Source organism: Hahnella aquatica (SeqCode) (assembly GCF_965194505.1).
Lineage (GTDB): Bacteria > Pseudomonadota > Gammaproteobacteria > Burkholderiales > Burkholderiaceae_A > Hahnella > Hahnella aquatica.
In genome coordinates, this window is sequence record NZ_OZ239144.1 from 471,068 (window position 1) to 484,724 (window position 13,657).

The 13,657-nt window shown below is 63.6% G+C and carries 12 protein-coding genes and 1 other RNA gene; 12 read left to right on the forward strand and 1 reads right to left on the reverse strand.

The annotated features are described in order from the left end of the window. Positions 1-5: 5 nt before the first annotated feature. Positions 6-311, reverse strand: coding sequence for a hypothetical protein (locus tag AC8GDA_RS02350; RefSeq protein WP_506556710.1), 306 nt, complete (start codon positions 309-311; stop codon positions 6-8). Between the two features lie 150 nt (positions 312-461). On the opposite strand from AC8GDA_RS02350, the gene ffs reads away from it, so the two are divergent. From ffs to glmM, 12 genes are all read left to right on the forward strand, one after another. Next, positions 462-560, forward strand: an RNA gene (gene ffs, locus AC8GDA_RS02355) — signal recognition particle sRNA small type. 19 nt (positions 561-579) lie between these two features. Beyond that, positions 580-2,328: a DNA polymerase III subunit gamma/tau gene (dnaX, locus tag AC8GDA_RS02360; protein WP_506556711.1), complete on the forward strand. Its 1,749-nt coding sequence runs from the start codon at positions 580-582 to the stop codon at positions 2,326-2,328. Then, the gene (locus AC8GDA_RS02365; protein ID WP_506556712.1) at positions 2,325-2,654 is read left to right on the forward strand and encodes a YbaB/EbfC family nucleoid-associated protein; all 330 of its coding nucleotides are present in this window, start codon (positions 2,325-2,327) and stop codon (positions 2,652-2,654) included. The genes dnaX and AC8GDA_RS02365 overlap by 4 nt, the downstream gene beginning before the upstream one ends. Positions 2,655-2,663: 9 nt before the next feature. Beyond that, a complete protein-coding gene (gene recR / locus AC8GDA_RS02370) occupies positions 2,664-3,329 on the forward strand; it encodes a recombination mediator RecR (RefSeq protein ID WP_506556713.1) in 666 nt (221 codons plus the stop codon). Further along, positions 3,326-3,718, forward strand: coding sequence for an MAPEG family protein (locus AC8GDA_RS02375; RefSeq protein WP_506556714.1), 393 nt, complete (start codon positions 3,326-3,328; stop codon positions 3,716-3,718). Before recR ends, AC8GDA_RS02375 begins: the two co-directional genes overlap by 4 nt. 182 nt (positions 3,719-3,900) lie before the next feature. Next, positions 3,901-5,049, forward strand: a complete 1,149-nt coding sequence (carA, locus tag AC8GDA_RS02380) for a glutamine-hydrolyzing carbamoyl-phosphate synthase small subunit (RefSeq protein WP_506557177.1) — start codon at positions 3,901-3,903, stop codon at positions 5,047-5,049. Further along, positions 5,042-8,290 carry a carbamoyl-phosphate synthase large subunit gene (carB, locus tag AC8GDA_RS02385; protein ID WP_506556715.1) on the forward strand — a complete coding sequence of 1,083 codons (3,249 nt, stop codon included), beginning with the start codon at positions 5,042-5,044 and terminating at the stop codon, positions 8,288-8,290. Before carA ends, carB begins: the two co-directional genes overlap by 8 nt. Before the next feature lie 16 nt (positions 8,291-8,306). Further along, entirely contained in the window at positions 8,307-8,783 is a 477-nt protein-coding gene (gene greA, locus AC8GDA_RS02390; protein ID WP_506556716.1) for a transcription elongation factor GreA, read from the forward strand. Between the two features lie 5 nt (positions 8,784-8,788). Beyond that, positions 8,789-9,439 (forward strand): RlmE family RNA methyltransferase, encoded by a 651-nt coding sequence (locus AC8GDA_RS02395; protein ID WP_506557178.1) that lies wholly within the window; start codon positions 8,789-8,791, stop codon positions 9,437-9,439. Between the two features lie 101 nt (positions 9,440-9,540). Further along, the gene (gene ftsH / locus AC8GDA_RS02400) at positions 9,541-11,436 is read left to right on the forward strand and encodes an ATP-dependent zinc metalloprotease FtsH (protein ID WP_506556717.1); all 1,896 of its coding nucleotides are present in this window, start codon (positions 9,541-9,543) and stop codon (positions 11,434-11,436) included. Between the two features lie 9 nt (positions 11,437-11,445). Then, a complete protein-coding gene (gene folP, locus AC8GDA_RS02405; protein ID WP_506556718.1) occupies positions 11,446-12,273 on the forward strand; it encodes a dihydropteroate synthase in 828 nt (275 codons plus the stop codon). A 4-nt stretch (positions 12,274-12,277) separates the two neighbouring features. Then, positions 12,278-13,618: a phosphoglucosamine mutase gene (gene glmM / locus AC8GDA_RS02410; RefSeq protein ID WP_506556719.1), complete on the forward strand. Its 1,341-nt coding sequence runs from the start codon at positions 12,278-12,280 to the stop codon at positions 13,616-13,618. Positions 13,619-13,657: the final 39 nt, after the last annotated feature.

Here is a 13,657-nt window from a genome sequence, read left to right on the forward strand (position 1 = left end):
GCCTTTCATCGGCTCATGGAGTTTGCAGAACATCTTCCGGCCCGGACCATGCCGGAGGCGGACTGGCAGCGTGGCCGCTGGGGTCGGCTGCTTGCACCGTATGCCCTGCCCCGAGAGGCCTGCGCCGAGGTCGGTGCCTGCGCGGTGCAGATCGTGTCTGACCCCGACATGCGGGGCCTGCTCGGCCTGGACACCCCGCAGGCCATGGCCTGGGCCGAGCGCGAGTGGCCGGCTGCATCGGGCGGCTGGATTCGACCCGATCGGGTGGTCTGGCTGCCGGACTGCCAGTCGGTGCGCATCATCGACTTCAAATGGCGTCTTCTGCCAGCCGAGGAGGCCGACTATGCCGCGCAGTTGCGTTCTTATCAGGCTGTCATCTCGCCAGGCGCCACAGCGCACATCCTGACGGCCGATGGCGGTCACTGGATGCTGGCCGAAGAGGGCTTGGTACACTGCCCCTCGGCGGGCCGCCCCGCATTGTGAGCCTGTGAACCTGGTCAGGTCGGGAACGAAGCAGCCATAGCGGGTCCTCACAAGTGCCGGGGGTCCGGCTCGCCCCCTTTTGCCCCAGAAGAGACCATGTCCCAAGCCCTATTCGAAGACCAAGCATCGTCAGATCAGGCCCCCATGGCCCTGGCGCGCAAATGGCGACCAAGGCAGTTCGGGGCCGTGGTGGGACAAGACCATGCCGTGCGCGCACTCCAGCACGCGCTTGAGACCGGCCGCCTTCACCACGCCTACCTGCTCACTGGTTCCAGGGGTGTGGGAAAGACCACGCTGGCGCGCATTCTGGCCAAGGCCCTTAACTGCGAGTCGGGCGTGGTGCGCGAGCCCTGCGGCGCCTGCGGCAACTGCCTGGCCATCGACCGTGGCCGATTCGTCGATTACATCGAGATCGATGCGGCCTCGAACCGTGGCGTCGCTGAAATTCAACAACTGCTCGAACAGGCCCGTTTTGCGCCCACGGCGGGCCGCTTCAAGGTGTACGTGATCGACGAAGTGCACATGCTCACCGGGCATGCCTTCAATGCCATGCTCAAGACCCTCGAAGAGCCACCGGCCGATGTGAAGTTTGTGCTGGCCACCACCGACCCACAAAAGATTCCCGTCACCGTCCTGTCTCGCTGCCTGCAGTTCAGCCTCAAGAATCTGCGTCGGGAGGCCTTGGTGGCCCACCTCTCGCATGTGCTGTCCTTGGAATCGGTCTCGGCCGACCCAGAGGCCCTCGCGGCCATTGCCAATGCAGCCCAGGGCAGCGTACGCGATGCCTTGTCGCTCACCGACCAGGCCATTGCATTCGGTGGTGGCTCGCTCAGCAGCTTGTCAGTCACCCAGATGCTCGGCCTGGTGCAGCGTGAATCGCTCCTGGCTTTGGCCTTGCTGATCGCGAAGTCCGATGCCGCAGGCGCCATGGCCCAGCTCGACCAACTCCTGGAGTCTGGCGGCGCAGCCGATGCCATCCTCGGCGACCTTGCAAGGCTCTTTCATGAGGTGTCGGCCCTCCTGGTGCTCAAGGGCGAGGCACTCGAGCAGGCCGACCCCAGCCTGCAGGCCCTGGTGGGCCTGATGGATGGCCAGTCGGCCCAACTGGCCTATCAGATCGTCGTGCTGGGCCGACGCGACCTTGGCCTGGCCCCCGATGAAAAGACCGGCCTGGAGATGACCGTTCTTCGGCTGCTGGCCTTTCAACCTGAACAGGTTCAGGCGGCAGCCCCGGCGGCCAAGGCCGCTGCCCTGCGGGTGTCCGCGCGTGCGCCCGTCGTTCCGCCGCGGCCCCTGGCGGCCGAGGCGCCTGCAGCCTCGCCAGCGGCAGCCCCGCCACCCGCGGTCAAGCCCCTCTTCAAAAGAGAAGACCTCACCCCAGTCAACTGGCCCACACACGCCAAGTCTCTGCAGGCCACTGGCCTGACACGACAATTCCTTCAGCAGTCTGGCTTCTTGGGGCTGGACGCATCACGGCCCCATCAACTGCGTTTTCAGGTGCCCGTGGAGGCACTCTCGGAGTCGAACCTGGTGGCGCGGGTCACCCAAGTCTTGTGCGCCGCGCTGGGTGAAACCGTGAGCCTGTCGGTCACGGTCGGGCAGACCGGCGAGGCTCCCACGGCGGCCGCCAAGGCGGCAGCCCGGGCTGAAGAACTCCAGCGTCGCGCAGAACTTGCCATTGCGGAGTCACCGCTCGTTCAGGCCATCATTCGTGAATTCGATGGCACCATTGTTCCGGGTTCGATCCGCTGGGTTGGACCAGACCCAGATGAGCCCGCAGCCTCGGCCGATGCCAGCCTGCCAACCACCCCCTCCTCACCACCGAATCAGGAGTCGTCCTCATGATGAAGAATCAACTGGCCGGGCTGATGCGCCAGGCGCAACAGATGCAAGACAAGATCAAGCAGGCCCAAGACGCGCTGGCCACCCTCACCATCGAGGGGCAGGCCGGTGCTGGCCTCGTCAAGGTGGTGGTCGATGGTCGGCATGCCGTGAAGTCGGTGGAGGTCGATCCCAGCCTCATGACGACCGACCCAGATGACCGTGAAACCCTGCAAGACCTTCTGGTGGCGGCCCTGCAGGATGCCCATGCCAAGGTGGAGCAGGCCAGCCAGGAGCGCATGTCGGCGGCCACGGCGGGCATGCCGCTTCCGCCGGGTTTTCGGCTCTAATTCTCGTTCGTGTCCAAGCCGGCCCCGGCCAGGGTTCCGCCCGCGCTGCTTGCGCTCACTGAAGCCTTTGCGCGACTGCCCGGTGTGGGCCCCAAGACGGCCCAGCGCATGGCCCTGCACCTGCTGCAGCACGATCGCTCGGGCGCAGAACTTCTGGGTCGGTCGCTGCTAGAGGCAGCTGAGCGCCTGCGGCATTGCGAGCGCTGCAACAGCCTCACAGAATTGCCGGTCTGCGAGACCTGCGACGACGACAGCCGCGACCCCCGCCTCCTGTGTGTGGTCGAGAGCCCGTCAGACCTGCTGGTCTTGGAGCAGAGCCAGTCCTTTCAGGGCCGCTACTTTGTGTTGATGGGGAGGCTCTCGCCCTTGGATGGCATTGGCCCCCGAGAGATTCACCTGGAGCGTCTGCTGGCCCGCGTGTCATCAGACCCGGCCCTGCAAGAGGTGGTGGTGGCCACGAACTTCACGCCAGAGGGTGAGGCCACCGCCCACGCCATTGAAACCTTGCTTCGGTCTCACCCGCTCTGCCCGCCGCTGCGGCTGAGTCGCCTCGCGCGGGGTGTGCCGGTTGGCGGAGAATTGGAGTACGTTGACCTCGGCACGGTGGCGCAGGCCTTTCGGGATCGACGGGCCATCGATGCCGACACCCATGACTCGAAAGGAATGCTCGAATGACAACGGAACTGGGAATGACCACGGCCTTCTGGTGCCTGCTGGTCTTGGCGGTGCTGCCCATTGTGTGTGCGGGCATCTCCAAGGCCGGTGGCGACGCCTACGACAACCATGCACCGCGGGCTTGGCTTGCTCGGCAGGAGGGCTTTCGCGCCCGGGCCGTGGCGGCCCAGCAGAACAGTTGGGAGGCATTCGCGCTCATGACGGCAGCCGTGCTGGTGGCCCATGCCTCGGTCGGGCCGAGCGATGCGGCCAACCAACTCGCCGTGGCGGTGGTGGTGGCGCGGCTGGCCTACATTCTTTGCTATGTGGCCAATTGGGCCATGGCCAGAACCCTGGTCTGGGTGGCCGGCTTCTTCATGACCTTGTCGATTTTCCTGGTGGGCGCCTAGTCCACTGCGCAGCCCCGGCGATGGCCCTCCGGTGGGCCCTGCCAGGGGCATCGCCACGGTCCGCACCTGGGCCCAGGCGTTGACCCCCGTATAATTCGGAAAATCCAAAGGAGTTCAATTTGCAGCTGACTGAACTGCTGGCCGCGGGCGCACCCGATTCGGCTGGCTCCGGCGCGGGCCCTGTGCGGGCACATCCGCCAGCCGTCCTGGCCCTGGCCGACGGCACTGTCTTTGAGGGCATTTCCATCGGGGCACCCGGTGCCACGGTGGGTGAGGTGGTCTTCAACACCGCCCTCACGGGCTACCAAGAGATTCTCACCGACCCCAGCTACTGCCGTCAGATCGTCACCCTCACGTATCCCCACATTGGCAACACGGGCTGGAACGACGAAGACAACGAATCCAGTGGGGTGCAGGCTGCAGGCCTCATTACCCGAGACCTTCCACCGGTGGTCTCTAACTTTCGTTCCACCCAAGATCTGCCCTCGGCCCTGAAGGCCTCTGGCTGTGTGGCCATCAGTGGCGTGGACACGCGGGCCCTGACAAGGCGCCTGCGCGACGGTGGGGCCCAGTCGGGCTGCATTCTGACGGCCAGGTCAGTGGGTGACACCCTCGACCCAGCAGAGGCCCTGCGCCGGGCGCGGGAGTGGGCTGGCCTGCTCGGCCAAGACCTTGCCCAGGTGGTGACCACCAGCAAGCCCTACGACTGGCAGTCCGGCAGTTGGGTCCTCGGCGAGGGCCATCCTGCGAGGCCCGCCAAGGGCTTTCGTGTGATCGCCTTCGACTACGGCGTAAAGACCAACATCCTTCGCCTGCTCGCCGACCGCGGCTGTCAGCTCACGGTGGTGCCAGCCAAGACCAGTTTCGAAGAGGCCATGGCCATGGGCGCAGATGGCCTGTTCTTGTCCAACGGCCCTGGCGATCCGGCCCCCTGCGACTACGCCATCTCGGTGGCCCAGGCGGCCATGGCGGCCAAGGTTCCCCTGTTTGGAATCTGTCTGGGCCATCAGATCATGGCGTTGGCGGCCGGTGCCAAGACCTACAAAATGAAGTTCGGTCACCATGGGGCGAACCATCCGGTGAAGGAACTCGCCACGGGTCGGGTCTTCATCACGTCGCAAAACCATGGCTTTGCGGTGGATGACAAATCCCTGCCGGACCATCTCGAGGTGACCCATGTCTCGCTCTTCGATGGATCCATCCAGGGCCTATCTCACCGGAAGGCGCCCGCCTTCTGCTTTCAGGGCCACCCCGAGGCGAGCCCGGGCCCGCACGACATCCTGCCCCTGTTCGATCGTTTCTTCGATGCCATGAGGGCCGCACATGCCTAAGCGCACCGACATCAAGAGCATTCTCATCATCGGGGCAGGCCCGATCGTCATCGGCCAGGCCTGTGAGTTCGACTACTCCGGGGCCCAGGCCTGCAAGGCCCTGCAGCAGGAGGGCTTCCGGGTCATCCTGGTCAACAGCAATCCGGCCACGATCATGACCGATCCAGGCACGGCCGACACCACCTACATCGAACCGATCACCTGGCAGATGGTCGCCCGCATCATCGAAAAAGAGCGTCCCGATGCTCTGCTGCCCACAATGGGTGGCCAGACGGCGCTGAACTGCGCCCTCGACCTCGCCCGCCACGGCGTGCTGGAGAAGTTCAAGGTCGAGCTCATCGGCGCCCGTGAGGAGGCCATCGAGAAGGCCGAGGACCGTCTCAAGTTCAAGGAGGCCATGACCAAGATTGGCCTGGACTCGGCCCAGTCGGGCATTGCCCACACCATGGACGAGGCCTGGGCTGTGCAGCGGCGCATTGCCGAGCTCACCGGCGGCGTGGGCTTTCCCATGGTCATCCGCCCGAGCTTCACGCTGGGTGGCACGGGTGGTGGCATTGCCTACAACGCGGAGGAGTTCGAGACCATCTGCAAGCGTGGCCTAGAGGCCTCGCCCACCAGCGAGCTGCTCATCGAGGAATCCCTCATTGGCTGGAAAGAGTTCGAGATGGAGGTGGTTCGCGACCGCGCAGACAACTGCATCATCGTCTGCTCCATTGAGAACCTCGATCCCATGGGCATTCACACCGGTGACTCCATCACCGTGGCACCGGCCCAGACCCTCACCGACAAGGAATACCAGTTGATGCGAAATGCCTCGATTGCGATTCTGCGAGAGATTGGCGTGGACACCGGGGGGTCGAATGTCCAGTTCTCCATCAATCCGGCCAACGGCCGGATGATCGTCATCGAGATGAACCCCCGGGTGTCTCGGTCGTCTGCGCTGGCCTCCAAGGCCACCGGCTTCCCGATTGCGAAGGTGGCGGCGAAGTTGGCGGTGGGATACACCCTCGATGAACTCCAGAACGAGATCACCGGTGGGGCCACGCCAGCCTCCTTTGAGCCATCCATCGACTATGTCGTGACAAAGGTGCCTCGGTTCGCCTTTGAGAAATTCCCAACCGCCGACAGCCACCTCACCACCCAGATGAAGTCGGTGGGCGAGGTCATGGCCATGGGCCGCACCTTCCAGGAGTCCTTTCAGAAGGCCCTGCGTGGCCTGGAGGTGGGCGTCGATGGCATGAACCAGATGACCACCGACCGTGAGGTCATCGAGGAAGAATTGGGCGAGCCTGGCCCGGAACGCATCTGGTATGTGGGTGACGCCTTTGCCCAGGGCTTCTCGGTGGCGGAGGTTCAGGCACTCACCCACATTGATCCCTGGTTCCTCGAGCAGATCAAGGAGATCATCGACATCGAACTGGCCCTGGAGAAGAAGACCATGGCCGACCTCGATGCCGAGCTTCTGCTGGCGCTCAAGCAAAAAGGTTTTTCGGATCGTCGACTGGCCTACCTGCTCGACACCACGGAGCATGCTGTGCGCAAGCTTCGTCACAGCCTGCAGGTCAGGCCTGTCTACAAGCGGGTGGACACCTGTGCGGCCGAGTTCGACACCAGCACCTCTTACTTCTATTCCACCTACGAGAAGGACTGCGAGGCCCGGCCCACCGACCGAAAGAAAGTCATTGTGCTGGGCGGTGGCCCCAACCGCATCGGCCAAGGCATTGAATTCGACTACTGCTGTGTGCACGCCGCCATGGCCCTACGGGATGATGGCTTTGAGACCATCATGGTCAATTGCAATCCCGAGACCGTCTCCACCGACTACGACACCTCCGACCGCCTCTACTTCGAGCCCCTCACCCTGGAGGACGTCCTCGAGATCGTCGATCTTGAAAAGCCGGTGGGCGTGATCGTTCAGTACGGCGGCCAGACCCCGCTCAAACTCGCCAAGGCCCTCGAGGCCGCGGGCGTTCCCATCGTGGGCACCTCGCCCGAGTCGATCGACATCGCCGAGGACCGTGAGCGCTTCCAGAAACTGCTCCAGAAGCTCGAGCTCCTGCAGCCGCCCAACCGCACGGCCCGCAACGAGGAGGAGGCCATTCGGCTTGCCCAAGAGATTGGCTACCCCTTGGTTGTTCGGCCCAGCTATGTCTTGGGTGGTCGGGCCATGGAGATTGTTCATGAGCAGCGCGACCTCGAGCGCTACATGCGAGAAGCCGTGAAGGTCTCCAACGACTCCCCAGTGCTGCTCGACCGCTTTCTCAACGATGCCATCGAGGTCGATGTGGACTCCCTCTCCGATGGCAAGCGCGTGGTGATTGGCGGGGTCATGGAGCACATTGAGCAGGCCGGTGTGCACTCGGGCGACTCCGCCTGCAGCCTGCCACCGTATTCGCTCTCTGAGTCACTGATTGCCGAGCTCAAGCGCCAGACGGAGCTCATGTCCAGGGCCTTGAATGTGGTGGGCCTCATGAATGTGCAGTTCGCCATTCAGAACCAGCGGGTCTATGTGCTGGAGGTCAATCCAAGGGCGTCGCGCACGGTGCCCTTTGTCTCGAAGGCCACGGGTGTGCCCTTGGCCAAGGTGGCGGCCCGGGCCATGCTGGGCAAGAGCCTGGACGACCAGGGCGTGACGACCGAGGTGGTGCCGCCGTATTTCTCTGTCAAGGAGGCGGTCTTTCCCTTTGTGAAGTTCCCGGGTGTGGACACCATCCTGGGCCCGGAGATGAAATCGACCGGCGAGGTCATGGGCGTGGCCCCCAGTTTTGTCGAGGCCTTTGTGAAGTCGCAGATTGCTGCGGGCACACAGTTGCCCGACCCGAGCAAGGGCGGCCTTGCCTTCATCAGTGTGAAGGCCGGCGACAAGCCGCAGGCCGTTGGGGTGGCACGCATGCTCCACGAGATGGGCTACAAGCTCATCGCCACCCGCGGCACAGCTGCGGCCCTCTCGGCCGAGGGTCTCCCGGTGGTCACCGTGAACAAGGTCACCGAAGGGCGTCCCCACGTGGTCGACATGATCAAGAACGGCGAGATCAGCTTTATCATCAATACCGTGGAGGAGAAGCGAACGGCCATGGCCGACTCGCGCTCCATCCGCACCACCGCCCTGGCCCAGCGTGTCACCACCTACACCACCCTGGCGGGCGCCCGGGCGGCGGTGGAGGGCATGCGGTCCATGGTCGATGCCAGCTTCGAGGTCTATGATCTCCAGGGCCTGCATCGGCGGCTGCACCCTCACTGATCAAAGGACAAACAACATGGCATCTACGCCCCTTACGGTTCATGGCGCAGCCTTGCTCAAGGAGGAGTTGCATCGCCTCAAGCATGTGGAGCGACCCTCGGTCATCAACGCCATTTCTGAGGCCAGGGCCCAGGGCGACCTCTCCGAGAACGCCGAGTACGACGCGGCCAAGGAGCGCCAGGGCTTTGTCGAGGCTCGCATTGCGGAGCTTGAGTCGAAGCTCTCCACGGCCCAGGTCATCAACCCCAGCGACCTCGAACAAGATGGCCGTGTGGTCTTTGGCGTGACCGTATCGGTCGAGACCATCGAGACCGGCGAGGTGGCGGCCTACCAGATCGTGGGCGATGACGAGGCCGACCTCAAGCAGAACAAGATCTCTGTCTCGAGCCCATTCGCGCGTGCACTCATAGGCAAGTCGGTGGGCGATGTTGTCACGGTCCAGGCGCCCAGTGGCGCCCGTGAACTCGAGATCCTCGACGTTCGCTACGAGTAATTGGTCTGGCCAAGAACAAGTCCAACCCGGCCTGGATTCAGCGCCACATCACAGACCCTTATGTTCGGCAGGCCCAGCAAAGGGGCTATCGGTCACGTGCAGCCTTCAAACTCCTGGAAATCGATGAGAAAGACCGGCTGATTCGTCCGGGCATGACGATTGTCGACCTGGGCTCTGCGCCTGGGAGTTGGTGCCAGGTTTTGCGTGAGCGCCTGGCCAAGAAGGGCAGCCAGGGCATCGACGGCACCATCCTGGCGCTGGACATCCTGCCCATGGACCCTGTGGCCGATGTGATCTTCATTGAAGGTGATTTTCGGGATGAACAGGTGGAGGCCCAGTTGGCCGAACGCCTTCAGGGCGGCAAGGTAGACCTTGTTTTGTCCGACATGGCCCCCAATCTATCGGGTGTGGGTGTGGCAGATGCCGCTCGGATCATGCATGTTTGTGAACTGGCCTTGGCCTTTTCGAGTCAACATCTCAAGCCCCAGGGGGCACTCCTGGTGAAGACCTTTCAGGGCAGTGGCTACAGCCAGCTGGTGACGGCCTTTAAAAAGGTCTTCCACCGGGTGAGTTCCCGAAAGCCGGCGGCCTCCCGGGCGGAGTCTTCGGAGCTGTTTTTGCTGGGTAGGGATTTACGTCCCGAGGCTTGCGATTGAGGCCAGTTGATATATCCTAGTGTCTTAGTCAAGTATTCGAGGGCGCCGGGGTTTTGGTGTAGCCTCGATGTTGAAGAAGTGTCATCAGAAAGGATGATGAGTTGAACAATACGTTTTCGAAGGTTGCCATTTGGATGGTGATTGGCCTCGTGCTCTTCTCCGTGTTCCGGCAGTTCGACGGCGGCCAGCGCATGGGCACCGAGGTCTCTTATTCCCAGTTCATGGAAGAGGCCCGGCAGGGTCGCATCCGTTCAGCCAGCATCGACGGTCGCATCGTCAGGGCACAAACAACCGACGAGCGAATCATCACAGTCAATGCGCCGCAAGACCTCTGGATGGTCTCCGACCTCATGAAGTACGGCGTGTCGGTCTCGGCCAAGGCCGAGGAGCAGCCATCCCTCCTGATGAGCATTTTCGTGTCCTGGTTCCCCATGCTGCTGCTCATCGGGGTTTGGATCTTCTTCATGCGTCAAATGCAGGGCGGTGGCCGTGGTGGTGCCTTCTCCTTTGGCAAGTCCAAGGCCCGCATGCTCGACGAGAACAACAACAACATCACCTTTGCCGACGTCGCCGGCTGCGACGAGGCCAAGGAAGAGGTCACAGAGATCGTGGAGTTCCTCCGCGACCCCTCCAAGTTCCAAAAGCTGGGTGGCCGCATCCCGCGCGGTGTGCTCATGGTGGGCTCACCTGGCACCGGCAAGACCTTGCTGGCCAAGGCCATTGCGGGCGAGGCCAAGGTTCCCTTCTTCTCCATCTCGGGCTCCGACTTTGTTGAGATGTTTGTCGGTGTGGGTGCCGCCCGCGTGCGCGACATGTTCGAGAACGCCAAGAAGCAGGCGCCTTGCATCATCTTCATCGACGAGATCGATGCCGTGGGCCGTCAGCGCGGCGCAGGCCTGGGCGGTGGAAACGACGAGCGTGAGCAGACGCTCAACCAGATGCTGGTTGAAATGGATGGCTTTGAGACCAACCAGGGCATCATCGTGATTGCTGCCACCAACCGGCCCGACGTGCTCGACCCAGCCCTTTTGCGTCCCGGCCGCTTCGACCGCCAGGTGGTAGTGCCATTGCCAGACGTGCGTGGCCGTGAGCAAATCTTGAATGTGCACATGCGCAAGGTGCCCATGTCCACCGACGTCAAGGCAAGCGTGCTTGCCCGTGGCACGCCCGGCATGTCGGGTGCAGACCTTGCCAATCTGGTCAATGAGGCCGCCCTGTTTGCTGCCCGTCGCAACGGCCGTCTGGTCGAAATGGACGACTTCGAGAAGGCCAAGGACAAAATCCTCATGGGTGCGGAGCGTCGCTCCATCGTGATGCCCGAGGAAGAGCGTCGCAATACGGCCTACCATGAGTCTGGCCACGCCCTGGTGGCGCGCCTGATGCCCAAGACCGATCCAGTCCACAAGGTCACCATCATTCCCCGTGGCCGTGCCCTGGGTGTCACCATGCAACTGCCGGAAGGCGATCGCTACAGCATGGACAAAGAGCGCATGCTCAGCACCATCGCCGTGCTCTTTGGCGGTCGCATTGCAGAAGAAGTCTTCATGAACCAGATGACCACCGGCGCATCGAACGACTTCGAGCGGGCCACGGCCATGGCCAGAGACATGGTCACGCGCTACGGCATGACCGACAGCCTGGGCCCCATGGTCTACGCAGAGAACGAGGGTGAAGTCTTCTTGGGCCGCTCCATCACCAAGACGACCAACATCTCCGAGGCCACCATGCAAAAGGTCGATGCCGAGATTCGCAAGATCATTGATGAGCAGTATCGGGTCGCGCGCAAGCTGATCGAGGACAACAAAGACAAGATGCATGCCATGGCCAAGGCCTTGCTCGAATGGGAGACCATCGATGCAGAGCAGATCCAGGACATCCTGGAAGGCCGTGAGCCCAAGCCGCCCTCAAGCAAGCCTGGTTCGGGTGGCAGCACGCCCTCGGCCGGAGCCGGCCCAAGCGGCAGCATCGCACCAGACAGCGCAGCAGCACCCGCCTAAGACCCTCCCATGATCTGTGGGCGCTTCGAGCTCGATGCCGAGCGCCCCTGGGTCATGGGAATCCTGAACGTCACCCCCGACTCCTTCTCCGATGGTGGGCGCCACATGGCGCTCTCCCAGGCCTTGGAGGCTGCCCATCGCATGAAGGAGGAGGGTGCTGACATCATCGATGTTGGCGGCGAGAGCACCCGGCCCGGGGCCCAGCCCGTCTCACCCGAGGAAGAGGCCGACCGGGTCCTTCCCGTGCTCGAGGCCCTCGCACCCCTACAGATCCCTCTCTCACTCGACAGTCGCAGGCCCAGTGTCGTGCGGCAGGCACTGGCCGTGGGCATTGATCTTGTGAATGACGTGTCGGGCTTTCAATCGGAAGCGATGCTGGCCTTGTTGCCGGCGATCCAACAATGCCGGGCCATGGCGTGTGTCATGCACATGCAGGGGGAGCCGCAGACCATGCAGTCTGCCCCTCACTACGATGATGTGGTGGCGGAGGTCTATGGCTTTCTGGAGGCCCAACAATCCCGCCTGATGGCCACCGGACTGGCGCGTGACCAAATTCTTCTCGACCCTGGCTTTGGCTTTGGCAAGACCCTGGCCCACAACCGAGCGCTCTTTCGTCACCTGCCGGCCTTGTCCCGTCTGGGCCCCGTACTGGTGGGGGTCTCGCGCAAGCGCATGCTGGCCGAATTGAGCCAGCGGCCGCTGGACCGCCCCCTGAGCCGTCTTGGTGGGAGCCTTGCTGCCGCCGTGATGGCCGCAGCCGCCGGCGCGCGGGTGCTGCGCGTGCATGATGTGCGGGAGACGGTGGACGCCCTGCGGGTCTGGGCCGGCCTAAAATAGCGCGATGACCAGACAATACTTTGGAACCGACGGCATCCGGGGCCGTGTTGGGGAGTCACCCATCACGCCCGCCTTCATGCTGCACCTGGGCATGGCGGCCGGCCGCATCCTCGCCCAGCGCTGGCGATCCCCGGCCGTCCTCATTGGCAAGGACACCCGCATTTCCGGCTACATGCTCGAGGCCGCGCTCGAGTCGGGCTTCTCGAGCGTGGGGGTCGATGTGATGCTGGCGGGGCCCATGCCCACGCCAGCCATTGCCTATCTCACGCGAACCCTGCGCCTGTCTGCTGGTGTGGTCATCAGTGCCTCGCACAACCCCTACGATGACAACGGCATCAAGTTTTTCGATCACCAGGGCGAGAAGCTGCCCGACAGCGTGGAGCTGGAGATCGAGGCGGCCCTGGCCCAAGAGATTGCCTGTGTGGCCTCCAGAGACCTCGGCAAGGCTCGGCGCATCGATGACGCGGCCGGTCGTTACATTGAATTTTGCAAGAGCAGCTTCCCGCAGTCGCTGAGCCTGTCGGGCCTGCGCCTGGTGGTGGACGCCGCCCACGGTGCGGCCTACCACGTGGCGGCCGATGTCTTTCACGAGCTCGGCGCTGAAGTCATTCGCATGGGCCACCAGCCCGATGGCCTCAACATCAATCATCAGGTGGGGGCCACCCATCCAGAGGCCATGGCCAACATGGTGCTGGCGGCGGAGGCCGATTACGGCATTGCGCTCGATGGCGATGGCGATCGCATCATGATGGCTGACGCATCTGGGCGGATCTTCAGCGGGGACGAACTCCTCTACGCCATCGTGAAGCACCGGGTGAGCAAGCGCGGCAAGGTGGCCGTGGGTGGCGTGGTCGGCACACTCATGACCAACCTCGCCCTGGAGCACCGGCTGGGCGCCATGGGCCTGGACTTCCGCCGGGCCAAGGTGGGTGACCGCTATGTCATGGAGACGCTCAAGGAGACGGGCTGGCAGCTGGGTGGCGAGACCTCTGGTCATCTGCTCTGCCTGGATCGACACACGACCGGCGACGGCATCATCAGCGCCCTGCAGGTGCTGGCCGCCGTGGTGGGGCAGGAGCAGACGCTTTCCGACTATGTGGCGGAACTGCAGTTGCTGCCGCAGGTGCTGGTCAACCGCCGCCTGCCGCCTGGCTTCGATTGGCAGGCCCATGCCACCTTTCAGTCGGCCTACCAACGGGCCAAGCAGTCGCTTCAGGGCCAGGGCCGTATTCTGATTCGGCCCTCTGGCACGGAACCCCTCCTGCGCATCATGGTGGAGCACGAAAGCGCAGCGGCCGCCGCCGACATGGCCGAGGGACTGGCTGCCGAATTGCCCGATCAGTAGTCTGCCGCGCAGCCCCTGTGGGTGGGCTCGCTGCGGATT

Bases quoted from the DNA above. Each gene is read 5' to 3' on its own strand.
- dnaX (WP_506556711.1), top strand. From the start codon at position 580: ATGTCCCAAGCCCTATTCGAAGACCAAGCATCGTCAGATCAGGCCCCC.
- AC8GDA_RS02365 (WP_506556712.1), top strand. From the start codon at position 2,325: ATGATGAAGAATCAACTGGCCGGGCTGATGCGCCAGGCGCAACAGATG.
- AC8GDA_RS02375 (WP_506556714.1), top strand. From the start codon at position 3,326: ATGACAACGGAACTGGGAATGACCACGGCCTTCTGGTGCCTGCTGGTC.
- greA (WP_506556716.1), top strand. From the start codon at position 8,307: ATGGCATCTACGCCCCTTACGGTTCATGGCGCAGCCTTGCTCAAGGAG.
- carB (WP_506556715.1), top strand. From the start codon at position 5,042: ATGCCTAAGCGCACCGACATCAAGAGCATTCTCATCATCGGGGCAGGC.
- glmM (WP_506556719.1), top strand. From the start codon at position 12,278: ATGACCAGACAATACTTTGGAACCGACGGCATCCGGGGCCGTGTTGGG.
- folP (WP_506556718.1), top strand. From the start codon at position 11,446: ATGATCTGTGGGCGCTTCGAGCTCGATGCCGAGCGCCCCTGGGTCATG.